The sequence below is a fragment of the Streptomyces sp. NPDC045998 genome, assembly GCF_056430285.1.
In genome coordinates, this window is the sequence record NZ_JBWKLJ010000008.1 from 268,008 (window position 1) to 291,293 (window position 23,286).

21 protein-coding genes are annotated in these 23,286 nt (G+C 74.5%); 10 read left to right on the plus strand and 11 right to left on the minus strand.

Translation table 11 applies throughout. From position 1 onward, the window contains the following. Positions 1-24 precede the first annotated feature (24 nt). The 3 genes from AC07FJ_RS24485 to AC07FJ_RS24495 are packed head-to-tail and all read left to right on the plus strand — an operon-like array spanning position 25 to position 2,378. A complete protein-coding gene (locus AC07FJ_RS24485) occupies positions 25-693 on the plus strand; it encodes a TetR/AcrR family transcriptional regulator (protein WP_479051431.1) in 669 nt (222 codons plus the stop codon). An 18-nt stretch (positions 694-711) separates the two neighbouring features. Then, positions 712-1,410, plus strand: coding sequence for an ArsR/SmtB family transcription factor (locus AC07FJ_RS24490; RefSeq protein WP_479051432.1), 699 nt, complete (start codon positions 712-714; stop codon positions 1,408-1,410). A gap of 32 nt (positions 1,411-1,442) precedes the next feature. After that, positions 1,443-2,378 (plus strand): DMT family transporter, encoded by a 936-nt coding sequence (locus AC07FJ_RS24495; RefSeq protein WP_479051433.1) that lies wholly within the window; start codon positions 1,443-1,445, stop codon positions 2,376-2,378. On the opposite strand, the gene AC07FJ_RS24500 is transcribed toward AC07FJ_RS24495, so the two are convergent. The 5 genes from AC07FJ_RS24500 to AC07FJ_RS24520 all read right to left on the minus strand — a co-directional run bounded on the left by AC07FJ_RS24500 (position 2,375) and on the right by AC07FJ_RS24520 (position 8,682). Further along, positions 2,375-3,454 (minus strand): Zn-dependent alcohol dehydrogenase, encoded by a 1,080-nt coding sequence (locus AC07FJ_RS24500; RefSeq protein WP_479051434.1) that lies wholly within the window; start codon positions 3,452-3,454, stop codon positions 2,375-2,377. The genes AC07FJ_RS24495 and AC07FJ_RS24500 overlap by 4 nt on opposite strands. A 20-nt stretch (positions 3,455-3,474) precedes the next feature. Then, positions 3,475-4,869 (minus strand): aldehyde dehydrogenase family protein, encoded by a 1,395-nt coding sequence (locus tag AC07FJ_RS24505; RefSeq protein ID WP_479051435.1) that lies wholly within the window; start codon positions 4,867-4,869, stop codon positions 3,475-3,477. A gap of 122 nt (positions 4,870-4,991) precedes the next feature. Next, positions 4,992-5,471, minus strand: coding sequence for a DUF3574 domain-containing protein (locus AC07FJ_RS24510; RefSeq protein WP_479051436.1), 480 nt, complete (start codon positions 5,469-5,471; stop codon positions 4,992-4,994). A 107-nt stretch (positions 5,472-5,578) separates the two neighbouring features. Next, complete coding sequence (locus AC07FJ_RS24515) at positions 5,579-7,159, minus strand: amidohydrolase (RefSeq protein WP_479051437.1); 1,581 nt, start codon at positions 7,157-7,159, stop codon at positions 5,579-5,581. Continuing rightward, complete coding sequence (locus AC07FJ_RS24520; protein ID WP_479051438.1) at positions 7,156-8,682, minus strand: APC family permease; 1,527 nt, start codon at positions 8,680-8,682, stop codon at positions 7,156-7,158. Before AC07FJ_RS24520 ends, AC07FJ_RS24515 begins: the two co-directional genes overlap by 4 nt. Before the next feature lie 134 nt (positions 8,683-8,816). On the opposite strand from AC07FJ_RS24520, the gene AC07FJ_RS24525 reads away from it, so the two are divergent. Next, on the plus strand, positions 8,817-9,455 hold the full coding sequence (locus AC07FJ_RS24525) for a TetR/AcrR family transcriptional regulator (RefSeq protein ID WP_479051439.1): 639 nt from the start codon (positions 8,817-8,819) through the stop codon (positions 9,453-9,455). 122 nt (positions 9,456-9,577) lie between these two features. Here AC07FJ_RS24525 and AC07FJ_RS24530 read toward each other — a convergent pair whose 3' ends face one another. From AC07FJ_RS24530 to AC07FJ_RS24545, 4 genes are all read right to left on the minus strand, one after another. After that, positions 9,578-10,846, minus strand: a complete 1,269-nt coding sequence (locus AC07FJ_RS24530) for an MFS transporter (RefSeq protein ID WP_479051440.1) — start codon at positions 10,844-10,846, stop codon at positions 9,578-9,580. Beyond that, positions 10,846-12,237: a CitMHS family transporter gene (locus tag AC07FJ_RS24535; protein ID WP_479051441.1), complete on the minus strand. Its 1,392-nt coding sequence runs from the start codon at positions 12,235-12,237 to the stop codon at positions 10,846-10,848. Before AC07FJ_RS24535 ends, AC07FJ_RS24530 begins: the two co-directional genes overlap by 1 nt. 122 nt (positions 12,238-12,359) lie before the next feature. Beyond that, the gene (locus tag AC07FJ_RS24540; RefSeq protein WP_479051442.1) at positions 12,360-14,558 is read right to left on the minus strand and encodes a molybdopterin oxidoreductase family protein; all 2,199 of its coding nucleotides are present in this window, start codon (positions 14,556-14,558) and stop codon (positions 12,360-12,362) included. Positions 14,559-14,657: 99 nt separating this feature from the next. Continuing rightward, positions 14,658-15,491: a TetR/AcrR family transcriptional regulator gene (locus tag AC07FJ_RS24545; protein WP_479051443.1), complete on the minus strand. Its 834-nt coding sequence runs from the start codon at positions 15,489-15,491 to the stop codon at positions 14,658-14,660. Positions 15,492-15,744: 253 nt separating this feature from the next. On the opposite strand from AC07FJ_RS24545, the gene hmgA reads away from it, so the two are divergent. From hmgA to AC07FJ_RS24560, 3 genes are read left to right on the plus strand one after another with little or no spacing between them, the layout of a single operon-like run. Further along, the gene (gene hmgA, locus AC07FJ_RS24550; RefSeq protein WP_479051444.1) at positions 15,745-17,076 is read left to right on the plus strand and encodes a homogentisate 1,2-dioxygenase; all 1,332 of its coding nucleotides are present in this window, start codon (positions 15,745-15,747) and stop codon (positions 17,074-17,076) included. Positions 17,077-17,088: 12 nt separating this feature from the next. After that, positions 17,089-17,838 (plus strand): GntR family transcriptional regulator, encoded by a 750-nt coding sequence (locus tag AC07FJ_RS24555; protein ID WP_479051445.1) that lies wholly within the window; start codon positions 17,089-17,091, stop codon positions 17,836-17,838. A gap of 14 nt (positions 17,839-17,852) precedes the next feature. Then, complete coding sequence (locus tag AC07FJ_RS24560) at positions 17,853-19,085, plus strand: type ISP restriction/modification enzyme (RefSeq protein WP_479051446.1); 1,233 nt, start codon at positions 17,853-17,855, stop codon at positions 19,083-19,085. A 10-nt stretch (positions 19,086-19,095) separates the two neighbouring features. Here AC07FJ_RS24560 and AC07FJ_RS24565 read toward each other — a convergent pair whose 3' ends face one another. Further along, entirely contained in the window at positions 19,096-19,803 is a 708-nt protein-coding gene (locus AC07FJ_RS24565; RefSeq protein ID WP_479051447.1) for a TetR/AcrR family transcriptional regulator, read from the minus strand. Between the two features lie 62 nt (positions 19,804-19,865). On the opposite strand from AC07FJ_RS24565, the gene AC07FJ_RS24570 reads away from it, so the two are divergent. Genes AC07FJ_RS24570 through AC07FJ_RS24580 form a run of 3 tightly spaced genes read left to right on the plus strand, consistent with a single transcriptional unit; the run spans position 19,866 to position 22,820 of the window. Continuing rightward, positions 19,866-20,804 carry an ATP-binding cassette domain-containing protein gene (locus AC07FJ_RS24570; RefSeq protein ID WP_479051448.1) on the plus strand — a complete coding sequence of 313 codons (939 nt, stop codon included), beginning with the start codon at positions 19,866-19,868 and terminating at the stop codon, positions 20,802-20,804. Next, positions 20,801-21,583 carry an ABC transporter permease gene (locus AC07FJ_RS24575; RefSeq protein ID WP_468289474.1) on the plus strand — a complete coding sequence of 261 codons (783 nt, stop codon included), beginning with the start codon at positions 20,801-20,803 and terminating at the stop codon, positions 21,581-21,583. Before AC07FJ_RS24570 ends, AC07FJ_RS24575 begins: the two co-directional genes overlap by 4 nt. A gap of 34 nt (positions 21,584-21,617) precedes the next feature. After that, positions 21,618-22,820, plus strand: coding sequence for a CaiB/BaiF CoA transferase family protein (locus AC07FJ_RS24580; protein ID WP_479051449.1), 1,203 nt, complete (start codon positions 21,618-21,620; stop codon positions 22,818-22,820). A gap of 182 nt (positions 22,821-23,002) precedes the next feature. On the opposite strand, the gene AC07FJ_RS24585 is transcribed toward AC07FJ_RS24580, so the two are convergent. Further along, entirely contained in the window at positions 23,003-23,266 is a 264-nt protein-coding gene (locus tag AC07FJ_RS24585) for a hypothetical protein (protein WP_361421924.1), read from the minus strand. Positions 23,267-23,286: the final 20 nt, after the last annotated feature.

Sequence of the window (23,286 nt, forward strand, 5' to 3'; positions counted from 1 at the left end):
TCGGCAGGGCCTACTATGTGCCGCATGGCCCGACCGCGCAAGCCCCTCCTCAGCAGAGAACGCATCGTCACCACGGCGCTCGCGCTCGTGGACGCGGAGGGCCTTGACGCGGTCTCGACCCGCCGCCTCGCCGCCGAACTCGGCGTCAGCGGGCCCTCGCTCTACAACCACTTCCGCAACAAGGACGAGATCCTGGACGCGGTCGCCGACTCCGTCAGCGCCCAGATCGACCTGTCGATGTTCGACGAGGCCGACGGCCGCGACTGGCGTACGGCCCTGCACGACTGGGCGGTCTCCTACCGCGCCGCGCTCGCCGACCACCCGCACATCGTGCCCGTCCTCGCCCGCGGCCCCGGCCGCCGCCCGGCCGGCCTGCGCGTGGCCGACGCCGTCTTCGGCGCGATGGTCCGCGCGGGCTGGCCACCGGCGCACGCCACCCACATCGGCGCGCTGATGCGGTACTTCATCACCGGCTCGGCCCTCGGCTCCTTCGCGCGCGGCTTCGTCGACGACGAGACGGCGTACGACCCCGCCGACTACCCGCACCTGGGCCAGGCGCACCTGCTCGCCGAGCACCAGAAGCAGGTCGACGAGGGCGCCTTCGAGACGGGGCTGCGGGCGCTGCTGGACGGGCTGGCGGTGCGGTACGAGACCGTACGCCGCGGGCACGCTTCGGCCGCCGCCGAACAGTAGGGGCGCCATCCTGGGGGCATGGCCCCCAGAGACCTCGCCGCGTTCGCGGCGCTCTTCGCCGATGAGACGCGTGCCGCCTTCTGCCTCGCCCTGCTCGACGGGCGGGCCTGGACCGCCGGGGAGCTGGCCCGGCACGCGCGGGTGGCGGCGTCGACCGCCAGTGAGCACCTGGGGCGGCTCGTCGCGGGTGGGGTGCTCGTGGAGGAGCGGCAGGGGCGGCACCGGTACGTGCGGCTGGCCGGGGAGCGGATCGCGCACCTGGTCGAGGACCTGGCGGCGCAGGCGACCGCCGGGCGGGAGCCGCGGGCGCCGCGCTCGCTGCGGGCGGCGAGCGTGGACGGCGCCATGGCGCGGGGGCGCACGTGTTACGACCACCTCGCCGGGAGGCTCGGCATCGCCGTCACCGAGGCCATGACCGTACGGGGGCTGCTGCGGCAGGACACCGGGTTCGCGCTCACCGACGCGGGGGTGGACTGGTTCGGCGCGAGGGGGATCCCGCTGGAGCCGAAGGGGCGGCGTCCGATGGCGCGCGGCGGCCTGGACTGGACGGAACGCAAGCCCCATCTGGCGGGGGTGGCGGGCGCGGCCCTGTGCCGGCACGCGCTCGACGCCGGGTGGTGCGTACGGATCGGTTCCGAGCGGGCTGTGAAGGTGACGCCGGACGGCGAGCGGGCGCTGCACACGCTGCTCGGGATCGAGCCCGGGACGTTGCGGTGAGCGCCGAACGGTTCCGGCCGTACGGTCGGCCCATGACCGACTCCCCGAAGTCACCGCTCCTTCCGCTCGCCGCCGCCGGTGTCACCGTCGTGCTCTGGGCCTCGGCCTTCGTGTCGATCCGCAGCGCAGGCGCCGCGTACTCCCCCGGCGCCCTCGCCCTGGGGCGGCTGCTCGCCGGCGCGCTCACCCTCGGGTGCGTGCTGCTGATCCGGCGTGAAGGGCTGCCGCCGCGCGCCGCCTGGCCCGGGATCCTGGTGTCGGGCCTGCTGTGGTTCGGCGTCTACATGGTGGTGCTCAACTGGGGCGAGCAGGAGGTCGACGCGGGCACCGCCGCGATGATCGTGAACATCGGGCCGATCCTGATCGCCCTGCTCGGCGCGCGCGTGCTGGGCGAGGCGCTACCGCCGCGCCTGCTGGCCGGGATGGCGGTGTCGTTCGCGGGCGCGGTCGCCGTGGGCCTGTCCATGTCCGGCCGGACCGGCGCGGGGCACGCCTCCGTCCTCGGGGTGCTGCTGTGCCTGCTGGCGGCGGTCGTGTACGCGGCGGGCGTCGTGGCGCAGAAGCCCGCGCTGGCGCACGCGAGCGCCCTCCAGGCGACGGCGTACGGCTGCCTGACCGGCGCGGTGCTGTGCCTGCCGTTCGCCGGACAGCTCGTCGACGAGGCGGGCCGCGCGCCGCTGTCCGCCACGCTCAACATGCTCTACCTGGGCGTCTTCCCGACGGCGCTGGCGTTCACGACGTGGGCGTACGCGCTGGCCCGTACGACGGCGGGACGGCTGGGCGCCACCACGTACGCGGTGCCCGCGCTGGTGGTGCTCATGTCGTGGCTGTTCCTCGACGAGCTGCCCGGCGCCCTGACGCTGGCCGGTGGCGCCCTGTGCCTCGCGGGTGTGGCGGTGTCGCGCTCCCGGCCGCGCGGGGCACGGCCGGGAGTCGCGGAGCGGGACCAGCCCCAGGGGCGGGGCTAGAAGACGACCAGCGCCCGGCCGCCCTTGCCCGCGATCATGTTCTCGAAGGCGGCCGGGATGCCGTCCAGCCCGATCCGCTCGGTCACCAGGGCGCTCAGGTCGAGGCGCCCGGCCCGGATGTGCCCGGCGAGGAGGGGCAGGTCCTCGGCGGGGTTGGAGTTGCCGTACACGCAGCCGGACAGGGTGCGGCCCCAGTGGAAGATCTCCAGGGCGTTGAAGGTGACCTGCTGGTCCTTGCCGCCGATGCCGACGACCGTGGTGCGGCCGCCGCGCCGGGTGGAGTCCCAGGCGGTACGGATGGCGGTGGCGCGACCGGCGCACTCGATGGCCACGTCGGCGCCGTGCCCGCCGGTGAGCTTGCGGATCTCCTTGGCGGTGGTCTCGGAGGCGACCACGTACTCCGTGGCGCCGGCCCGGCGGGCGAGCTCCTCCTTCTCCGGCGACACGTCGACGGCGAAGAGGGGTCCCGCGCCCGCGATCCGGGCCGCCTGGAGGGTGGCGAGGCCCACGCCGCCGATGCCGAACACGACGACCGACTCGCCCGCGCGGACGCGGGCGGAGTGGTGGACCGCGCCCCAGCCGGTGAGGACCGCGCAGCCGAGCAGGGCGGCGTCGACGAGCGGGACGCCGTCCGGTACGGGCAGCACGCAGTTGGCCGCGACGACGGTCTCCTCGGCGAACGCGGCGACGTTCAGGCCCGGGTGGAGCTCCGTGCCGTCCTCGGTGACGGCGTAGACGCTGCCCGCGCCGGTGAGGGCGTCGGCGCACAGCCACACCTCGCCGAGCGAGCAGGGGTGGCAGGAGCCGCAGGACGGCGCCCAGTTGAGGACGACGCCGTCGCCGGGGGCGACGTGCGTGACGCCCTCGCCGACGGCCAGGACGGTCCCGGCGCCCTCGTGGCCGAGGACGGCGGGGACGGGCACCCGCATGGTGCCGTTGGACAGGGACAGGTCCGAGTGGCAGACACCGGCGGCGGCGAGGCGGACCCTCACCTGGCCGGGGCCGGGCTCGGGGAGCTCGATGCCGGTGATCTCCAGCGGAGCACCTATGGCGGGCAGGACGGCGGCGCGGACCACGATCTTCTTCTCCCGGGCGGTCAGAACTGGAGGGACTTGGTCTGGAGGTACTCGGCGAGGCCGTGGGTCCCGAGCTCGCGCCCGACGCCCGACTGCTTGTAGCCGCCGAAGGGGGCCAGCGGGTTGAACCGGCCGCCGTTGATGTCGACCTGGCCCGCCTCCATGCGGCGCGCGAAGGCGACGGCCTCCGCCTCGTCGCCGGCCCACACCGCACCCGCGAGGCCGTAGACCGTGCCGTTGGCGATGCGCAGGGCGTCCTCCTCGTCCTCGTACCGCAGGATCGACACGACGGGGCCGAAGATCTCCTCCTGGGCGATGGTCATCTCCGGGGTGACGTCCGCGAAGACGGTCGGGCTGACGTAGTAGCCCCGGTCGAGGGGCGCGTCGGCGCCGCCCGTGACGAGCCGTGCGCCCTCCTCGACGCCCTTCTCGATGTAACCGCGCACGCGCTGGAGCTGCTTGGCGTTGACCATCGGCCCCAGCCGGTCGCCGGGGGTGTACTTGGCGACGGCCTCCGCCGCGATGGCGACGGCCTCGTCGTACTGGTCCTTGTGCACCAGGACGCGCGTGAGGGCGCTGCACCGCTGGCCGGAGTTGGACAGGGCGTTGGCGATGCCGACGGTCACCGCCTTGGCGAGGTCGGCGGAGGGCAGGATGACATTGGCGGACTTGCCGCCGAGCTCCAGCGCGACCTTCTTGACGGCGGCGCCCGCGATGGCGCCGATCTTCCGGCCGACGGCGGTCGAGCCGGTGAAGGAGACCAGGTCCACCCCCTCGTGCTCGGCCAGGGCCTGGCCGGCGACCGGGCCGAGACCCGTCACCAGGTTGAACACCCCCGCGGGGAAACCGGCGTCGTGGACGGCCTCGGCGAACAGCTGGGCGGTCAGGGGGGTGTCCTCGGCGGGCTTGAGGACGACGGTGCACCCGGCGGCCAGGGCGGGCGCCACCTTGGCGACGAGCTGGTGCAGCGGGTAGTTCCAGGGCGTGATCGCGCCCACCACACCGACCGGTTCGAGCAGCACGGTGGAGTTGCCCACCTTCTCCTCGAACGGGTACGAGGCCGCCATCTCGGCGTACGTGCCGGTGACCAGGACCGGCAGGCCGACGTGCACCTGCTGGGCGAGCTGCGGGGGCGCGCCCAGCTCCGCCGTGACGGTCTCGGCCATCTCCTCCGCGCGCGTGGTGAGCGCGTCGCGCAGGGCGGTGAGCCGGGCGGCCCGCTCGGCGGGCGCGGTCGCGGCCCAGGCCGGGAAGGCCGCGCGGGCGGCCCGTACCGCGGCGTCGACGTCTTCGGCCGTGCCGGCCGGGACATGGGCGATGACCTGCTCGTCCGCCGGGTTCACCACGGCGATGGTGTCGGTGCCGGCGGCGGGCCGCCACGCCCCGCCGATGTACATCCCGTCGTGGGCCTTCATCCGCTTCTCCTTGTGTGGGCCTTCGGAGCTGTGCCACTGGGCTGTGCCACTGGGTCGTCCGACACCCAAACTAGCGGTGGTAGTTTTCTGGCGCCAGAGGATGCCGGACCGACCACATCACATCAGAAGTCCACGGAGGTGCGTTCGTCGAGGCGGGCCACCGACTCCTGGCCGAAGGCGAGCCGGTAGGCATCGCGGATGCGCTCGATCCTCGGATCCCGGGCCTTGGCCTCCGCCACCGGGTACAGCAGGATCAGCTCGTACGACCGCTCCCGCTCGATCCGGCCGCTCGCGTCCCGCCACTGCCCGCGCCCGTCCTGCACGGTCAGCCCCTCCGGAAAGGCGGGCGTGACCTCGCGGTCGACGAACGCCGTGAACTGCTGGTCCGTGACGTCCGGGCCGCCGTCGGGCCGCTCGGTCCCGAAGAGCAGGCGCGTCTCCAGATAGGCCGCACCCCGGGCGGTGGCCGCGCCACCGGCGTCGCGCCCGCCGAAGGGGTCGAGGTGCGCGTACGCGGCGGGGGCGCCGACCGCGAGCAGGACGGTCGCCGTGGTGACGGCCAGGCGGGCGCGGGTGCGGGTGGCGGCGGCGAGGATCGGCATGGCGGGCCCTTTCGTACGGGGGGAGCGCCGATCACTCTGGCAGTCCACCGACGCGCGATCCGGCCGAAGCACCGAACTCGACCGGATCCGCGCGTCGGTGGCGGCCTCTACACCTCCCGGTGCGTCACCCGCCCCGCCGCGACCGTGAGCCGGACCGGCGCCTCGGCGACCTCGTCGGCCGGTGCCTCCACCGGGTCCACCGCGAACGCCGTCAGGTCGGCGCGCAGGCCCGGCGCGACGCGGCCCGCCACGGCCTGCTCGCCCGCCGCGACCGCCGCGTGCGTGGTGCACCCCTCCAGGGCCATCAGCCCGGTCAGCCCCCGGCCCGCCGAAGCGGCCCCGCGCGGCGCGCGGGCGGTGGCGAGCACCTGCCGGGCGTCGTAGTGGGCGATCGGCCAGTCGGAGCCGAGCGCGAGGTAGGCCCCCACGTCCCGCAGGTCGCGGCAGCGCCAGGCGCGCGACGCCCGCTCGTCGCCGAGGCGCCTGGACCACTCGTCGGTGTGGTCGGCGCGCGTGTACGCGGTGTGCGGCGGCTGCATGGAGGCGATGACGCCGAGGTCGGCGAAGCGGGCGAGCTGATCGGCGGGGAGCGTCTCGATGTGCTCGATCCGGTGCCTGAGGTGCCCGCTCTCCCCCAGAGCCTCGACGGTGTCGAGGACGTGCCGTACGGCGGCGTCACCGATCGCGTGGGTGGCGGTCCGTACGCCCGCCGCGTGGAGCCGGCGTACGGCGGCGCTGTACGCGGCCGGGTCCGGCCAGAAGGCGTCGGTGCCCTGGCCGTGGCAGTCGGCGTGCTCCAGCCAGGCCGTGCCGCCCTCGACGGTGCCGTCCATGAAGAACTTCACGCCGCCGACGAGCCAGTCCCTTCCGCGCAGCCGCTGCAGGGCCACGAGCTCGTCCAGCGCCTCCTCGTCGGCGCCGGGCATGCACCACGGGGCCAGCCGCAGCCGCAGCGGCAGGTCGGCCGCCTCCTCGACGGAGGCCAGCAGTTCCGGTACGTCGCCGTCGCCGAGGTCCATGACGTGGGCGCCGGTCAGGCCGGTCGCGGCCATGGCGGACAGCAGCTCGACGAGCCGGGCGCGCCGCTCGGCCCGGGAGGGCTTCGGCACCACCGCGGTGACCAGCGCCATGGCGGCGTGCTCGATCAGATGGCCGGTGGGCCGCCCGTCCGCGTCGCACACGATCTCGGAGCGCTGGTCGAACGAGCGGGGCCCGTCGATGCCCGCGGCCCGCAGCGCGGCCCCGTTGGCGAGCGCGGAGTGGCCGTCGTACAGGCGGATGAAGACGGGGACGCCGGGCAGCGCCTCCTCGATGAGCGCCCGGTCGACGGGGCGGCCGCCGAAGGTGTTGTGGTCGAGGCCGTACGCGACGACCCAGCCGCCGGTGCGCTCGGCGCCGCGCAGCGCCGCCCGCAGTCCGTCCAGGTCGGTGACGGCGGAGAGGTCGAGTCCGGTCGCCATCTCCAGGCCCCAGACGGGGTGGCTGTGGGAGTCGGTGAGGCCGGGGGTGACGGTGGCTCCGGCGAGGTCGACGGTCTCGGTACCGGGGCCGGTCCACTCCGGTACGTCGGCGGCGTCGCCGACGGCGGCGATGAGGCCGTCCCGTACGGCCACGGCGGTGGCGTGCGGACGGGTGGGGTCGAGGGTGCGGACCCGGGCGCCGGTGAGGACGAGGTCGGCTGCGGTCACGTGCGTACTCCCTGCTCGATGTCGGTGGTGTCCGCCGGGTCGGTGGTGTCCGCCGGGTCTTCCGGCTCCTCGGCGAAGCGCGCGTACACCTCCGGGCGGGTGCGCCGCAGCCGGAAGGCGAGCAGCACACCGACGACGAAGACGGCCGGTACGAGCGCGACCAGGATGGTGTTGACGGTGGTGGAGGCCCCCGTGAACACGTCGATCTTCGAAACGACCAGTCCGATCGCGGCGGTGAGCAGCACGGCTGCGGCGACGGGCGCGACCACCGTCCGTACGACGCCCTCGGTGTGGCGGACGCGGCGGAAGTAGCACGGGATGGCGAGGGCGGCGAGCAGCTGGAGCGCCATCAAGCCGAGGCCGCCGGGGGTGTTGAGCCACAGCAGGAGCTGGGTGTACGGGTCGGCGCCGGCGAGCGCGAAGGCGAGGACCAGGACCAGGCCGAGGACGGTCTGGGCGGCGCCGACGACGTACGGCGAGCGGTGGCGCGGCTGCACCGTGGCGAAGGCGCGGGGCAGGACGCCCTCCTCGGCGAGGGCGAGGCCGTAGCGGTTGATGGCGTTGTGGAAGGCCAGCAGCGAGGCGAGGATGCTGGTCACGATGAAGACGTGCATCAGGTCCGCGGCCCAGCCGCCCACGAAGGTGGTGATGGCGGCGAAGAACAGCCCGCCGGCGTCGTCGCCCGCCGCCTCGACGACCTGCGCGTCACCGAAGGCCTGGATCACGGTCCAGACGATGAAGGCGTAGAAGAGCCCGAGGAAGCACACGGCGATGTACGTCGCCCGGGGGATGGTGCGGCCGGGGTCGCGGGCCTCGCGGCGGTAGATCACCGTGGACTCGAATCCGGTGAAGGCGGTGAACGCGAAGGCGAGGACGGCGGCCGTGCCGGGCACCAGGAAGCTGTCGGGCGCGAAGGACGCGAGCGAGAGGCCGTGCGCGCCCCCCTTGAGAAGTACGCCGCCCGCGAGGAGGACGAGTATGCCGGTCTCGGCGACGAGCAGGACGCCGAGGACCTTGGCGCCGAAGTCGATGGAGCGGTAGCCGCCGTACCAGATGAGCAGCAGCCCGGCGAGGGAGACCGGCAGCCAGGGGATGTCGACGCCCCACAGGGCGTGGGCGGTGTCGGCGGTGGCGGTGCCGAGGAGGCCGTAGACCCCGATCTCCATGCCGTTGTAGCCGATCAGGGCGAGGAGGGCGGCGCCGACCCCGGCGGGTTTGCCGAGGCCCCGGGTGATGTACGCGTAGAAGGCGCCGCCGCTGCGGACGTGGCGGCTCATGGTGGTGAAGCCGACGGCGAAGACCGCGAGGGTGACGCCGGCGATCAGGTACCCGACGGGGGCGCCGATCCCGCCGAGCACGATGGCGATGGGCGCGACGCCCGCCATGACGGTGAGCGGAGCGGCGGCGGAGATGACGAAGAAGGCGATGTCGGAGGTTCCGAGCGTGCCGGTACGGAGCCGGACGGCGGGCGACGCGGGCCCGCCGGCTCTCTCCGGGGACGCCTGGTCGGAGGTCACGGACATGGGTGTGCTGAGCCCTTCTGCGTACGGGAGCGGGGGCTACGGCCTGGGGGAACCGGGAAACCTAAAGGCTTTCGGTTGCGGCAATGTAGCCTCCGTGGGGGCATCCGGGAAGACCTCACGAAGGGGACGCGACGATGGGACGGCCGCGCACGCCACTGCTCGACCGGGCGCGCATCACCACGACGGCGCTCGAACTGGTGGCGGAGCAAGGGGAGTTCAGCGTTCCGCAGATCGCCCGGCGGCTCGGGGTGCAGACGGCCTCGGTGTACCACCATGTGGACGGCCGGGACGGCATCGTCGAACTGATGCGTGAGCGGGTGTGCGCGGCCGTCGACACGGCGACCCTCGAAGCGGCCCCGTGGGACGAGGCCCTGATCGCCTGGGCCCGCTCCTACCGCGCCGCCTTCGCCGCGCACCCGCGCGTCATCCCGCTGCTCATGACGTCACCGGTGCGCGCGCCCAAGGTGCTGGAGCAGTACGAGCAGGCCGTCGGGCTGCTGCTGGGCGCGGGCTTCGCGGCGGAGGACGTCATGCCGCTGCTGACCGGCCTGGAGAACCTGGTCCTGGGCTCGGCGCTCGACCTGACGGCGCCCGAGGCGATGTGGGAGCTGCCCGACGAGACGAGCACGCCCCGGCTGGCGCTCGCCCTGGCGGCGGTGGGCGCGGGGCGCGCCGAGGCGGCCTTCGAGGCGGCGCTGGAGGGGCTGGTGGCGCACTGCCGGAGGGTGCTGGCGGCGACGAAGGCGGCGGCCGCGGAGGCGGGCGGGGGCTAGGAGCCGGGCGGAGCCTAGGAGCCGGGCGGAGCTCCGGCGCCTGACGGGGTCCGGGAGCCGCGAGAGCTCGGCTAGCCTGACCAGGCCCAGGAGCCGCGGGGTGCCCCGAGTCCGCGCCGGCCTCAGCGGGACGGTTGACGCTCGCCGTGGCGGCGGGCGGCCCGTGCCGGCTCGGTCTCCGCCGGTTCGCCGTCCGCCGTGCCGGGCTGCCGCCCTACCCGTACTCCCAGGCCCGCCGCCACCAGCAGCAGCCCGCCCAGCACCACGAACGGCGCGGCCGGGCCCGCGACGCCCGCCACCAGGCCCGCCGAGGCGGGCGCGGCGACCTGGCCCAGGCGGTTGCCGGTCAGGCGCAGCGCCAGCGCGGTGGACCGGGCCCGGTCGGGGGCGGCCCGCACCACGGTCGTCATCGACAGCGGCTGGCCCACACCGAGGCAGAAGCCCAGCACCGCCAGCATCGCCGCGAGCACGGACACCGGGACGGGCAGCGCGATCGCCGCGCACAGCAGCCCGGCGAACAGACAGGTGACGGTCAGCAGCACCGTGCGGCCCAGCAGCCGGATCATCGGCGTCATGACCAGGCGGCAGGCGATCGTGGCGGCGGCGCGCAGGCTCAGCAGCAACCCGATGGTGGCGGGGGCGATGGAGCGGTGCTCTCCGATGACCGGCAGGTAGGCGGTGAGGATGTCCGTCGCCGACAGGACGGCGAGGCTGATGAAGATCCCGGCCGGCACGCCGCGCGTCCGCAGGATGCGGCGCACGGGGACCTTGTCCGCCGCCGCGCGCGCCCCCGGCCGTTCCGTACGGTGCTCGATGCGCCAGAGCGACGCCAGCGACACCGCTCCGACGGCCGCCGACACCACGAGGGCGAGGGCGCTCGTACGGCCCAGGGCGCCGTCCTCGCCGGAGATCAGCAGGCCCGCGGCGACCGGCCCGATGAGCTGGCCCAGCGAGGCGCCGATGGTGAAGTACCCGAAGTTCCGGTCCTGTTCGGCGGCGGCGGGCGGCGACTGACGGGCGACGATCGACTGGGCGCCGATGACGAAGCACAGGTGCCCGAGCCCCATGACGCCGCTCCACGCCGCCATCGCGGGCAGGGACCCCGCCGTACCGCTGAGCGCGCAGCCGCCCGCTATCAGCACCACCCCGGCGGGCAGCAGCGGCGCGCACCGACCCCGGTCGGTCCTGCGCCCGAGCGGTACGGCCGCGAAGAGCGGCAGCAGCGCGTAGACGCCCGCGATGACGCCGACCGCGCGCTCGTCCGCGCCCAGGGAGAGGGCGCGGTAGGAGACGGCGGGCCGCGCCATCGACACCGCCGCCTGCGCGAAGCCGAAGGCGATGACGAGGCGCAGCAGCCAGTACCGGTGGGGCCGCGTATGCCGGGGCCGCATCAGATGATGCCGAAGAGGATCCCGGCGCCGAGCACCACCAGCGAGGTGAGCGCGGCCCACTTCACGGTGAAGCGGGTGTGGTCGCCGAACTCGACCTTCGCCATGCCGACCAGGACGTACACCGCCGGCACCAGCGGGCTCGACATGTGGAGGGCCTGGCCGACGAGCGAGGCGCGGGCGATCTCCAGCGGCGACACGCCGTGCGCGGCACCGGCCTCGGCGAGGACCGGCAGGACGCCGAAGTAGAAGCCGTCGTTCGACATGAAGTACGTGAGCGGGAGGCTCAGCAGGCCGGTGACGAGGGCCATGTGCGGGCCCATGCCCTCGGGGATGGCGCCGACGAGCCAGTCGGCCATGTGCTTGACCATGCCGGTGCCGGTGAGGACGCCGGTGAAGACGGCCGCGGCGAAGACCATGCCCGAGACATTGAGGACGTTGTCGGCGTGGGCGGCGATACGGGCCTTCTGGTCGGGCATGTGGGGGAAGTTGACCGTGAGGGCGAGGGCCGCGCCGATGAGGAAGAGCACCGGGATCGGCAGCAGCTCCATGATCATGGCGGCGAGGAGGGCCACCGTGAGGGCCGCGTTGAACCAGTACAGCTTCGGGCGGAGGGTGGGCCGGTTCGGGTCCAGGCCCTGGAAGCCGTCCTCGGCCTGCGGCCCGGTCTCCGGCAGGTCGGCGCCGCCGGCGGCGGCCGTCGTGGGCCGGCCCTCTCCGCCGCCGGTGGCGACCAGCACCGTCTCGGCCTGCGGCTCCAGCGCCTCGTCCAGCGTCAGGTAGCCCAGCCGCTTGCGCTCGCGCCGCCCGAGGACGTACGCCAGGGCGAAGACGAAGAGCAGGCCGACGCCGAGGGCCGGGATCATCGGTACGAAGATGTCGCCGGCGTCCAGCTTGAGGGCGGTGGCGGCGCGGGCGGTGGGGCCGCCCCACGGGAGGGTGTTCATGACGCCGTTGGCGGTGGCGGCGATACCGGTCATGACGACGAGGCTCATCTTCAGGCGCTTGTACAGCGGGTACATCGCCGAGACCGTGATCATGAAGGTGGTGGAGCCGTCGCCGTCGAGCGACACGATCGCGGCGAGCACCGCCGTGCCGACCACCACGCGCATCGGGTCGGCCTTGCAGAAGCGCAGGATGCCCCGGACGATCGGGTCGAAGAGGCCGACGTCGATCATCACGCCGAAGTAGACGATGGCGAACATCAGCATCGCGGCGGTGGGCGCGAGGTTGCCGACCCCTTCGATGACGTAGTCGCCGAGCTGCGCGCCTTGTCCGACGAGGACGCAGAAGAGTGCGGGGATGAGGACGAGCGCCGCGATCGGCGACATCTTCTTCAGCATGATCAGGACCAGGAAGGTCGCGATCATGGCGAAGCCGAGGATTGTCAGCATGGAGGACACCTAACGTTCACCCTTGAACTCCACCGGGGGAGCGGCGGTCCGGATGACGTTAGGTGGCCCGTTCAGCCGTTAACAAGGTGTTGACGCGTGAGCAATACGAGCAAAACCCCAGGTCACCGGCTGGGTGTCACCTCCACCGGGAAGCCGTTGAGCACGGCGGTGCCGGACAGCGGATCGAGCAGGGTGCCGTCGAGGAGCTGGTTGACGTTGACGCCGGGGCGCGTCGAGGCGACCGCCAGGCGGGTGCCGGGCCGGTCGTGGCCCCAGCCGTGCGGCAGGCTCACCACTCCCCTGCGTACCGCGTCGGTGATCTCTACCGGGGCCTGGAGCTCGCCGCCGGCGCCCTTGACGCGGGCGGGGGCGCCGTCGGTGAGGCCGAGGCGGGCGGCGTCGTCGGGGTGGACCTGGAGGGTGCAGGTGTTGGTGCCGCCGTTGAGGGCGGGGATGTTGTGCAGCCAGCTGTTGTTGGAGCGCAGGTGGCGGCGGCCGACCAGGACGAGTGAGTCGCCGCGCGGCTCCAAGGCGGCGCGCAGCCGGGGAAGGTCGGCGGCGATCGGCTCCGGCAGGAGCTCGACGCGTCCGCTGCGGGTCTTCAGGACCTGCGGGAGGCGGGGCTTGAGCGGGCCCAGGTCGATGCCGTGCGGGTGCTCCCGGAGCCGGTCGAGGGTGAGGCCGTCGTACGGGCCGAGGCGCAGCATCAGGTCCAACCGCCGCTCCGGGCCCGTGCGGCCGCCGAGCCGGGCCGCGTACTCCTCGGGGTCCTCGCCGTACGCGGGTGAATGGGGCTCGGTCACGGCCTTGGCGAGGGTGCGCTCGATGACCATGGCGTCGACGGCGCCGGGCTCGGCGCCGTGCATGCCGGTGACGGCGAGGATCAGCCGGGCGTGGATCTCGCACTCGTCCATGCGGCCGGGCTCCAGCGGGACGGCCGCCGGGGTGTAGCGGACCTGGTCGCGGACGGCGAAACCGTTGAAGGCGAAGTCGAAGTGGGCGCTCTGCGCGGGCGGCGGCGGGGGCAGGATCACGTGCGCGTGGCGGGAGGTCTCGTTGAGGTACGGGTCCACGCTGACCATGAAGTCGAGCTCGGCGAGCGCGTGGTCGAGGCGGTCGCCGTCGGGCGCGGAGAGCACCGGATTGGCGGCGATGGAGATCAGCGCGCGGACACGGCCGTCGCCCGGGGTCGTGATCTCCTCCGCGAGGGCGGCGAGCGGCAGTTCGCCCTTGGCCTCCGGGTGCCCGGAGACCCGGCTCGCCCAGCGGCCCAGCGCGAAGCCCTTGCCGGGCCCGGCGGGGCGGGGCGCGGGCGCGGTGGCGGAGAGCGGGAAGAGGGCGCCACCGGGCCGGTCGAGGTTGCCGGTGAGGACGTTGAGGACGTCGACGAGCCAGTTGGTGAGGGTGCCGTACGCGACGGTGCTGCCGCCGATCCGCCCGTACACGGCGGCCGAGGGCGCCGCCGCCAGCTCGCGGGCGAGCTCCCGGATGGTGGCGGCGTCCACGTCGCACGCGGCGGCGACAGCCTCGGGCGTGAACTCCCGTACGGCCGCCTCGACTTCCTCGATCCCCTCGACCTGCCCGGCGAGCGGTCCCGGGTCGGTGAGCCCCTCGGCGAAGAGCACCTGGGCGACGGCGGCGAGCAACAGGGCGTCCGTGCCGGGGCGGATGGCGACGTGCCGGTCGGCGAGGCGCGCGGTGCGGGTGCGGCGCGGGTCGACGACCGTGAGGGTGCCGCCGCGCCGGCGCAGGGCCCTCAGCCTGCCGGGGAAGTCGGGGGCGGTGCACAGACTGCCGTTGGACTCCAGGGGGTTGGCGCCGATCACCAGCAGGTGCGCGGTGCGGTCCAGGTCCGGGACGGGGATGGCGAAGGCGTCGCCGAAGAGCAGCCCGCTGGAGACGTGCTTGGGCATCTGGTCGAGCGTGGAGGCGGTGAAGAGGTTGCGGGTGCGCACCGCGCCGAGCAGCACGGGCGGGTAGAGCGCGCCGGCCATGGTGTGGACGTTGGGGTTGCCGAGGACGACCCCGAGGGCGTCGGAGCCGTACCGCTCGACGAGCGGCGGCAGGCGGCGGGCGATGGTGTCGAACGCCTCGTCCCAGCTCGCTTCCCGCAGGACGCCGTCCTCGCGGAGCAGCGGTGTGCGGAGCCGGTCGGGGTCGGCGTCGATCTCGCCGAAGGACGCGCCCTTGGGGCAGATGAAGCCCTCGCTGAACACGTCGTCCCGGTCGCCCCGGGCGCCGGTGACGCGGGGGCCGTCGAGGGTGAGGGTGAGCCCGCAGGTGGCTTCGCAGAGCGGGCAGATGCGCAGGGCGGTGGGCATGGAGGCCTCCGGGACAGCGGCGGTGACGCGCGGTGTCGCGAGCATACCGACCGGTAGGCACGGTGGCGATGGCCTTGCCGTCGCACCGGGGCGGCCGGCTCACGCCAGGACGGGCCCCAGGTAGGCGTGGAGCAGCGCGCGGGTCTCGGCGATGAGGGCGGGGTCCCCCGCCGGGTCGGTACGGAAGGCGAGCCGGAGGAGCGCGTCGGCGGCCTCGACGGCCACGAGCACCTTGCGGCGCATCACGACGTCGAGCGGGCGGTCGGGCGGGCGGCGGAGGTGGGTGGCGAGCAGCCCGCAGAGCCGGTCGGCGACGAGGTGGTTGGGCTCGTCGTCCCCGCCGGGGCCGGCCGGGGCCGGCACCCCGAAGTCGACCAGCGCGAAGCCCGGCACGGTGCGCTTCATCGCGAGGTACTCGTCCAGGACGACGTCGACGACGGCGTACGCGTCCGGCGGCGCGCCCGCCCAGACACCCGGCACCGCACCCGGCGCCGCCCCTTCTACCGGGACCGACGGCACCTCCGGCGGCGCGCCCGCCGACGCACGCGGCGCCGCGTCCGGCGCCCCACCCGCCCAGACACCCGGCACCGCACCCGGCACCGCCCCTTCCGCCGGGACCGACGGCACCTCCGGCGGCGCGCCCCCGGGCGGTGCGGGCGGCAGCGCGGCGAGGCGGGCGGCGACGCGCTCGGCGTAGCCGTCGAGGTTGCGCCGGGCGAGGGCGGCGGCCATGGCGCGCTTGTCGGCGAAGAAGCGGTAGACCGAGCCGATCGGCACACCGGCGCGGACGGCGACCGCGCGCGTGCTCAGCGCTTCGTACCCGGTCTCGTCGAGGACTTCCGCGCAGGCGTCGAGGATGCGGGCCAGGCGCTCGGCGCTGCGCCGCTGGACTGGCGTGCGGCGGAGGGAGCCGGTCCGGCTGGGCTGGGGCACGCGCCCCATCATGCCGCCGCCCCCGGGCCATGTCCGCCGGGAAGCGCACCGGGCTCCACCACCGCGCCGGAAACCCACCACCGCGCCGGAAACCCCACCACCGCGCCGGAAACCGCGCGCCCGCACCGGAACCGTGGTGGCACCGGAGCCGTCCAAGCCGCACCCCTCCGGCCAGTGGACCGTTGACGGGGGGCGCCATGGAATCCTACGGTCTTACATAGGATTCCGGATTCCTTCTGAGCAGGAGCGGGCGATGACGATCAACGACACCGAACGGGCGGTCCAGGCGCGCAAGCTCGCCGACGCCCTCGAGTACTCCCCCGGCTTCGGCAACGAGCACAGCTCCGAGGCCCTGCCCGGCGCGCTGCCGCTCGGGCGGAACTCCCCGCAGCGCGCGCCCCTCGGCCTGTACGCCGAGCAGCTGAGCGGCACCGCGTTCACCGAGCCCCGCGCGCACAACCGCCGCTCGTGGCTCTACCGCATCCGCCCCTCGGCCGCGCACCCGCCGTTCGTACGCACCGACAACGGCGCCCTGCGCACGGCGCCCTTCACCGAGACCGTCCCCGACCCCAACCGGCTGCGCTGGAACCCGCTGCCGGACCCGGCGCCCGGCACCGACTGGCTGGCCGGTCTGTGGACCCTGGGCGGCAACGGCGACGTCACCCAGCGCACCGGCATGGCCGTGCACCTGTACCACGCGAACGCCCCCATGGACCGGGTGTTCAGCGACGCCGACGGCGAGCTGCTGATCGTCCCCGAGCGCGGCGGCCTGCTGCTGCGCACGGAGTTCGGCATCCTCGCCGCCCGCCCCGGCGACGTGGCCCTGATCCCGCGCGGCGTCCGCTTCCGCGTGGAGCTGCTGGACGAGACCGCGCGCGGGTACGTGTGCGAGAACTACGGCCAGCCCTTCCAGCTCCCCGACCTCGGCCCCATCGGCGCCAACGGCCTCGCCAACCCGCGGGACTTCCGCGCGCCGGTCGCGGCGTACGAGGACGTCGAGGGCGACGTCGAGGTGGTGAACAAGTACTGCGGCAACCTCTGGACCGCGACGTACGGCCACTCCCCGCTGGACGTCGTCGCCTGGCACGGCAACCACGTGCCGTACGTCTACGACCTGCGCACCTTCAACGTCATCGGGACGATCTCGTACGACCACCCCGACCCGTCGATCTTCACCGTGCTCACCTCGCCCTCCGACACCCCCGGCCTCGCGGGCGTCGACTTCGTCGTCTTCGCGCCGCGCTGGCTGGTCGGCGAGGACACCTTCCGCCCGCCGTACTTCCACCGCAACGTGATGAGCGAGTACATGGGCCTGATCGAGGGCGCGTACGACGCCAAGGCCGAGGGCTTCGTGCCCGGGGGCGGCTCGCTGCACAACATGATGTCCGCGCACGGCCCGGACCGGGAGACCTTCGACAAGGCGAGCGCCGCCGAGCTGAAGCCGCAGAAGATCGACGACGGTCTCGCCTTCATGTTCGAGACGCGCTGGCCGGTCACCGCCACCGCCCAGGCGGCGAACGCCGACCACCTTCAGCGGGGCTACGACGACGTGTGGCAGGGTCTTGAGCGCCACTTTCGGCCGTAGTACGGAGTACACGTGACCGCCTTCGCCCCCGACTCGCTCGTCCTGAACCGGAAGCTCCCGCTCTGGTACCAGGTCTCGCAGTCCCTGCGCGCCTCCATACTCGGGCGCGCGCCGGACGCCTCCCTGCGCCTGCCCACGGAGGAGCAGCTCGCCGCGCACTACGGCGTCAGCGTGCTGACCATGCGGCAGGCGCTCAAGGAGCTGGAGGCGGAGGGCCTGATCAGCAGGCACCGGCGGCGCGGCACCTTCATCGAGCCGGGCGCCCGGCGCAGCAGTCCGCGCCGGCTGCTCGGCTCGATCGACGCCATCGTGGCGCAGCAGTCGGGGGAGCTGACCACGATCCTCGACCACGGCGGGGCCAAGGTCCCCGTCGAACTCGCCGAGCACTTCCCCGACCTGGCGGAGGTCGTCACGTACAAGCGGCTGCGCCGCGACGGCGAGAGCGGCGAGCCGACGAACTGGGCGGAGAACGCCGTCCGCCCCGAGGTGGCGGCCGGCATCGACCTCGCCGACCTGGAGCGCTGGCCGATGACGAAGGTGCTGCGCGACGCGGTCGGCGTGCGCATCAGCCGGATCACCGACACCGTCGAGGCGCGGCTCGCCGACCCGGAGACGGCGGAGCTGCTCCAGGTCCCGCTGCTGTCGCCGATCCTGCACTACACGGGTGTGACGTACGACGACGAGGGCCGGGTGGTGGACGTGGCGCGCATCCGCTACCGCGGTGACCGGTTCTCCTTCACGGTCACGGTGGAGGCGGACTGAGCGCGGTCACTAGCATGCGGCGCGTGAACGAGGATGTCCCGCCGCTCGATGTCCCGCTGCTCGACGACCTCATGCCGTGGTCCGTGGCGCCCCTGCGTCTGGGCCGGTCCTGGGTCGTCGCCCCGGACGTGCGCACGCTGCGGGCCCGCTGGGACGCGCTGGTACGGGCCGAGGGGGGTGACCGGGAGGCACTGTTCCGGCCCAGCCGGGCGCGGACGCTCACGACGGCGGTCCCCGCGCTGCCGGGGCAGCGGACCGGTACGGCCCGGTTCGCGCGGGAGACGGGTCCGTGCCCGGAGCCGGTGCGGCTGGCCCACGGTCCCTTCGACGAGCAGTGGCTGCTGCCGGACCACCGTCTGCTGGACGCGGCCCGCCCGGAGCTGTGGCGGGTGGCGGACGACCGGCAGCTCTTCGCGGTCGAGCAGGGGTACGTGCCGCAGGGCCCCGGGGCGCCCGCGCCGGGTCCGGCGCTGCTGGTGACGGCCGCGCTGCCGGACGGCCGCTCCCCGGCGGGCCGCCCCGGCCGCATCAGGCCGCTGTACCGGCGGCCCGGCGGCCGCGAGCCCAACGTCGCGCCGGGGCTCCTCGCGGTGCTGAGCGCCCGGTACGGCTCCGAGGTCACCGCCGCGGACCTCCTGGCCTGGGCGCTGGCCACCGCCCGCCCCTCCCCCGCCGGGTCCGCCGTCCCGCTCCCCGCCGATCCGGCCGTGTGGGCGTCCGGCACGGCGCTGGGCCGCCGCATGGCGGAGGTCCAGCTGCGCGGCACCCGGGGCGGCGAACGCCCCCGCCTGCCCGGCGGCCGCCGGCCCTACGTCCGCGCCACGCTGCCGCCGCGCCCGACAACACTGGCGTACGACGCGGAGGGCGAGGCCCTGCTCGTCGGCGACGGCGGCCGCATCGCGCCCGTACCGGCCGAGGCGTGGGAGTACCGGGTGGGCGGGGTCCGGATGCTGGAGCTCTGGTTCGAGCAGCGCACGGCCCCGGCCGCCGAGCCGGGCTCCCTGGACGCGATCCGCCCTCCCGCGTGGCCGCAGGAGTGGACGTCCGAGCTGCTGGAGCTGATCACGGTGCTGGCGCTCCAGGCCGGGCTGGAGTGCGAGCGGCCGGACCTGTCCGGCGCAGACCTCCTCACCCGCGCCGACCTCCGCGCGGCCGGGGTGCTCCCCGTTCCGGCCCCGGCGCGCCGTCCCGCGTCCGTACTGGACCGGGAGGAAGAGGGCCCCGAGGGCCAGCTGGCGCTGCTGTAGCCGCTCGGCCTCAGCCGAAGGAGTCCAGCACCCGCCGCAGCGTGCGCTCGAAGACGGCGTCCGCGTCGCCCGGCGCCTCCGCCTCGGCGAGGAGCGCGGCGAGGAGCGGATACGCGCCGCTCGACGCCTCCCGCACCAGGTACGCCGTGCGGACGGCCTGCTCCCGCTCCTGGGACCAGGGCAGTCCGCGGCTGCGCTCCGCCATGGCGAGCTCATTCGCGACGGTGGCCATCACCGTGCCGTTGACCATCGCGATGAGTTCCATCTTGGTACCGCCCGGCGCGTCGAGCGGGGCCAGGACGCCCAGGCAGTGCTCCAGGTAGCGCAGGGCGTTGGGGCCGAACGCGTACACCGACGACATCACCCGGGTCAGCCAGGGGTGCCGGTACATGATGGCCCGGGTCTGCCGGCCCAGTGCCAGCATGTCGGCCTTCCAGTCCCCGCTCGGCGTGCCGGGCAGTTCGTACTCGCCGCTGACCGCGTCGACCATCAGCTCGTACAGGTCCTCCTTGCGCGGCACGTAGTTGTACAGCGACATGGTCCCGCAGCCCAGCTCGGCCGCCACGCGCCGCATGGACACCCCGTCGATGCCGTCGGCGTCCGCGATCCGCACCGCCGCCGCCGCGATGTCCGCGCGGCTGTACGCCGGTCTGGGGCCGCGGCCCGTGCGCTCGGGGCGCGCCCAGATCACTTCGGGTTCGGCCGCTCGGCCCGCCATGGATCATCACCTCGCCCCCATCCTAGTTACGTACACCGTACGTAGTGCGCTATGGTCGCGCCATGACGACTACGTACGCTGTACTTAGTGAGGGCCTGGAGAAGCGCTACGGCGAGGTGCGCGCACTGCGCGGGCTCGACCTGGCGGTCCGTGAGGGCACGGTCTGCGGGGTCCTCGGACGGAACGGCGCGGGCAAGACCACCGCCGTACGGGTCCTCACCACGCTGACCGCACCCGACTCCGGCAGCGCCCGGGTCGCCGGCCACGACGTGGTGCGCGAGCCCGCCGCCGTACGCCGCCGCATCGGCGTGACCGGCCAGTACGCCTCCGTCGACGGGGACCTGACGGGCGCCGAGAACCTGCGGCTGTTCGCCCGGCTGCTGCGCGCCCCGCGCGGCCGCGCCGACGAGCTGCTGGAGCGGTTCGGGCTGGCGGCGGCGGCCGGGCGGCCGGCGCGCACCTACTCCGGCGGCATGCGCCGCCGCCTCGACCTGGCCGCGAGCCTGCTCGTCCGGCCGGCGGTCCTCTTCCTCGACGAGCCGACCACCGGCCTCGACCCGCACAGCCGCAACGCCATCTGGGACGCCGTACGGGGGTTGGCGTCCCAGGGCACGACCGTGCTGCTCACCACGCAGTACCTGGAGGAGGCCGACCGGCTCGCCGACGACATCGTCCTCGTCGAGGGCGGCCGGGCCGCCCACCGCGGCACACCGGCCGAGCTCAAGGCGATGATCGGCGGTTACGCCGAGGTCGTCGTCGCCGACCCGTCCGGGCTGCACGCCGCCGCGGCCGTCCTGGACCGGCTCACCGGCCACGAGCCGACCCTCGACACGGAGGCCCGCACCGCAGGGGCCGTCACGAAGGACCCCACGCTCACGCTGCCCCGGATCGTCCGCGAGCTGGACGCCGCGGGCGTCCTGATCATCGACGCGGCCCTGCGCCCGCCCACCCTCGACGAGGTCTTCCTCCGCCTGACCGACCGCAAGGAGCCCGCCGCATGACCGCGCTCGTCCACGACGGGGCCGCCGTCCTCGGCCGCCACCTCCAGCGGATCAGGCACGCGCCCGCGATGCTGGTGATGACCCAGACGATGCCGATCGTCTTCCTGCTCTTCTTCGGGTACGTCTTCGGCAGCGCGCTCGCCATGCCGGGCACCGAGTACCGCGCCTACCTCGTGCCGGGGCTGCTGGTGGCCACGGCCGCGAACGGCATCATGACCGGGATGTTCACCGCCGCCCAGGACGCGCACCGGGGCGTGATGGACCGGTTCCGCACGCTGCCGATGAGCCGGGCCGCCGTGCCCCTGGGCCAGGCCGCGGCCGACCTGCTGACGACGGCCGTCGGGCTGGTGCCGCTGCTGCTGGTGGGGTTCGCGATGGGGTGGCGCGTCGAGAGCGGCGCGCTGCGGGCGGCGGGCGCGTTCGGACTGCTGCTGCTGTTCCGGTTCGCGACGACCTGGGTCGGGATCCTGCTGGGGCTCGCCTCGCGCAGCGAGGAGGCGGCGGGCCAGCTGGGCAGCGCCACGTTCATGCTGCCGCTGCTGTCCAACGCGTACATCCCGACCGACGGGATGCCCGGCTGGCTGCGGACGGCCGCCGAGTGGAACCCGATCTCGGCGGTGACGACGGCGGTGCGGCACCTGTTCGGCAACGCCCCCGTCCCGGAGGGCGCCGCCTGGCCGGTGGCCCACCCGGTCGCGGGCGCGGTGTGCTGGTCACTGCTGCTGGTGGCGGTGTGCGCGCCGGCGGCCGTGCGGAGCTACGCCTCCCCCAAGGGGTGACAAAGGTGGTACGTACACGATAGGTACGGCTGTCATGAGCACTCAGCCGCTGCCCCTGCCCCTCGAAGGCGTCACCGTCGTCGCCGTCGAGCAGGCCGTCTCCGCCCCCTTCGCCACCCGCCAGCTCGCCGACCTCGGGGCCCGCGTCATCAAGATCGAGCGCCCCGACGGCGGTGACTTCGCGCGCGGCTACGACACGGCGGCGGCGGGCCTCGCCTCCCACTTCGTCTGGTGCAACCGGGGCAAGGAGTCGGTGGCCCTCGACCTGAAGGACCCGCGCGGCCTGGAGGTGGCGCGCAGGCTCGTGGCCGGTGCCGACGTGTTCGTGCAGAACCTCGCGCACGGTGCGGCGGCGAGGCTCGGCCTCGACGCGGCGACGCTCTGCGCGGCGGACCCCCGGCTGATCGCGGTGGACATCTCCGGGTACGGGGCGGGCGGGCCGTACGCGCACAAGCGGGCGTACGACATGCTCGTGCAGTGCGAGGCGGGCCTGGTGTCGGTCACCGGCACGCCGGAGCAGCCGGTGAAGGCGGGCATCCCGGCGGCCGACATCTCGGCGGCGATGTACGCCTTCTCGGGGGTGCTGGCGGCGCTGCTGCGGCGGGCGACGACGGGGCGCGGCGGGCCGGTGGAGATCTCCATGCTGGAGTCGCTCGCCGAGTGGATGGGGCATCCGCTGCACCACGGGATGCACGGGGGCGAGGCCCCCGCGCGCGCCGGGGTCGCGCACGCCGTCATCGCACCGTACGACGCGTACCCGACGGCCGACGGCGGCCAGGTGCTGCTGTCGGTGCAGAACGACCGCGAGTGGCGGCGGCTGGCCGAGCGGGTGCTGGGGCGGCCGGAGCTGGGCGACGACCCGGCGTTCGCGACGAACACGGCGCGGGTCGCGCACCGCGAGAAGACGGACGCGGTGGTGGCGGAGGCCCTGGCGGGGCTGGGGACGGCGGAGGCGGTCGCCCGGCTGGAGGCGGCGGGCATCGCCTGCGCCCGTCTGAACACGGTCGCCGACGTGGCGGCCCACCCCCAGCTCGCGGCCCGCGACCGCTGGCGCGAGGTCCCCACCCCGGCGGGCCCTCTGCGGGCCATGCTGCCGCCGATCACCCTCGCGGACGGCCCGGAGCCCCGCATGGGCGCGGTCCCGGACCTGGGCGAACACACCGACGCGGTGCTCGCGGAGCTGGGCCTCACGGAGGAGACCCGGGCCCTGCTGCGGCGGGAGGGCGTGGTGGCCTGAGACCGGCCGCGGGCCGGGCGGGAACGGGCCGGTGGCCATGGGGTGCGGGCAGACGTTCCGCGGGGCGGAACGTTTGGGCACGACCGGGCCACCGGGCCGCGGGCGGACGGGAGTTCGGGGCGGAGCCCCGACGTGGGACCTGGGACGCCGGGAGCGGGGCTACGGGGCCTGCGGGCCGGGGCTCAGCCGTGGTTGCCGAAGAGCGAGCGCCGCAGCCGGCGCAGCGGCGCGAAGAGGCGCACACGCGCGCTCTTGCTCGCACGGGTGTGCACGACGTCACGCGTCGTCAGCTCCCGCATGAGCAACGTCGCCTCGGCCGTCTCCCGCCGCGGCACCGCCGGGCCGCCGAGCACCGAGAGATGGCGGTCGAGGCGCGAACTTGTCGCGCTGCTCCCGCAGGTGATGGCAGGCACACGCGGCCTGCTGCGCACTGTTATCCGTTCCATGACACTCCCCACCCGTACGA

What these genes read in the sequence shown, in the direction of transcription:
- AC07FJ_RS24485 (WP_479051431.1), top strand. Translation starts at nt 25, where the DNA reads ATGGCCCGACCGCGCAAGCCCCTCCTCAGCAGAGAACGCATCGTCACC.
- AC07FJ_RS24490 (WP_479051432.1), top strand. Translation starts at nt 712, where the DNA reads ATGGCCCCCAGAGACCTCGCCGCGTTCGCGGCGCTCTTCGCCGATGAG.
- AC07FJ_RS24495 (WP_479051433.1), top strand. Translation starts at nt 1,443, where the DNA reads ATGACCGACTCCCCGAAGTCACCGCTCCTTCCGCTCGCCGCCGCCGGT.
- AC07FJ_RS24505 (WP_479051435.1), bottom strand. Translation starts at nt 4,869, where the DNA reads ATGAAGGCCCACGACGGGATGTACATCGGCGGGGCGTGGCGGCCCGCC.
- AC07FJ_RS24510 (WP_479051436.1), bottom strand. Translation starts at nt 5,471, where the DNA reads ATGCCGATCCTCGCCGCCGCCACCCGCACCCGCGCCCGCCTGGCCGTC.
- AC07FJ_RS24520 (WP_479051438.1), bottom strand. Translation starts at nt 8,682, where the DNA reads ATGTCCGTGACCTCCGACCAGGCGTCCCCGGAGAGAGCCGGCGGGCCC.
- AC07FJ_RS24525 (WP_479051439.1), top strand. Translation starts at nt 8,817, where the DNA reads ATGGGACGGCCGCGCACGCCACTGCTCGACCGGGCGCGCATCACCACG.
- AC07FJ_RS24530 (WP_479051440.1), bottom strand. Translation starts at nt 10,846, where the DNA reads ATGCGGCCCCGGCATACGCGGCCCCACCGGTACTGGCTGCTGCGCCTC.
- AC07FJ_RS24535 (WP_479051441.1), bottom strand. Translation starts at nt 12,237, where the DNA reads ATGCTGACAATCCTCGGCTTCGCCATGATCGCGACCTTCCTGGTCCTG.
- AC07FJ_RS24540 (WP_479051442.1), bottom strand. Translation starts at nt 14,558, where the DNA reads ATGCCCACCGCCCTGCGCATCTGCCCGCTCTGCGAAGCCACCTGCGGG.
- hmgA (WP_479051444.1), top strand. Translation starts at nt 15,745, where the DNA reads ATGACGATCAACGACACCGAACGGGCGGTCCAGGCGCGCAAGCTCGCC.
- AC07FJ_RS24560 (WP_479051446.1), top strand. Translation starts at nt 17,853, where the DNA reads ATGCGGCGCGTGAACGAGGATGTCCCGCCGCTCGATGTCCCGCTGCTC.
- AC07FJ_RS24565 (WP_479051447.1), bottom strand. Translation starts at nt 19,803, where the DNA reads ATGGCGGGCCGAGCGGCCGAACCCGAAGTGATCTGGGCGCGCCCCGAG.
- AC07FJ_RS24570 (WP_479051448.1), top strand. Translation starts at nt 19,866, where the DNA reads ATGACGACTACGTACGCTGTACTTAGTGAGGGCCTGGAGAAGCGCTAC.
- AC07FJ_RS24575 (WP_468289474.1), top strand. Translation starts at nt 20,801, where the DNA reads ATGACCGCGCTCGTCCACGACGGGGCCGCCGTCCTCGGCCGCCACCTC.
- AC07FJ_RS24580 (WP_479051449.1), top strand. Translation starts at nt 21,618, where the DNA reads ATGAGCACTCAGCCGCTGCCCCTGCCCCTCGAAGGCGTCACCGTCGTC.
- AC07FJ_RS24585 (WP_361421924.1), bottom strand. Translation starts at nt 23,266, where the DNA reads ATGGAACGGATAACAGTGCGCAGCAGGCCGCGTGTGCCTGCCATCACC.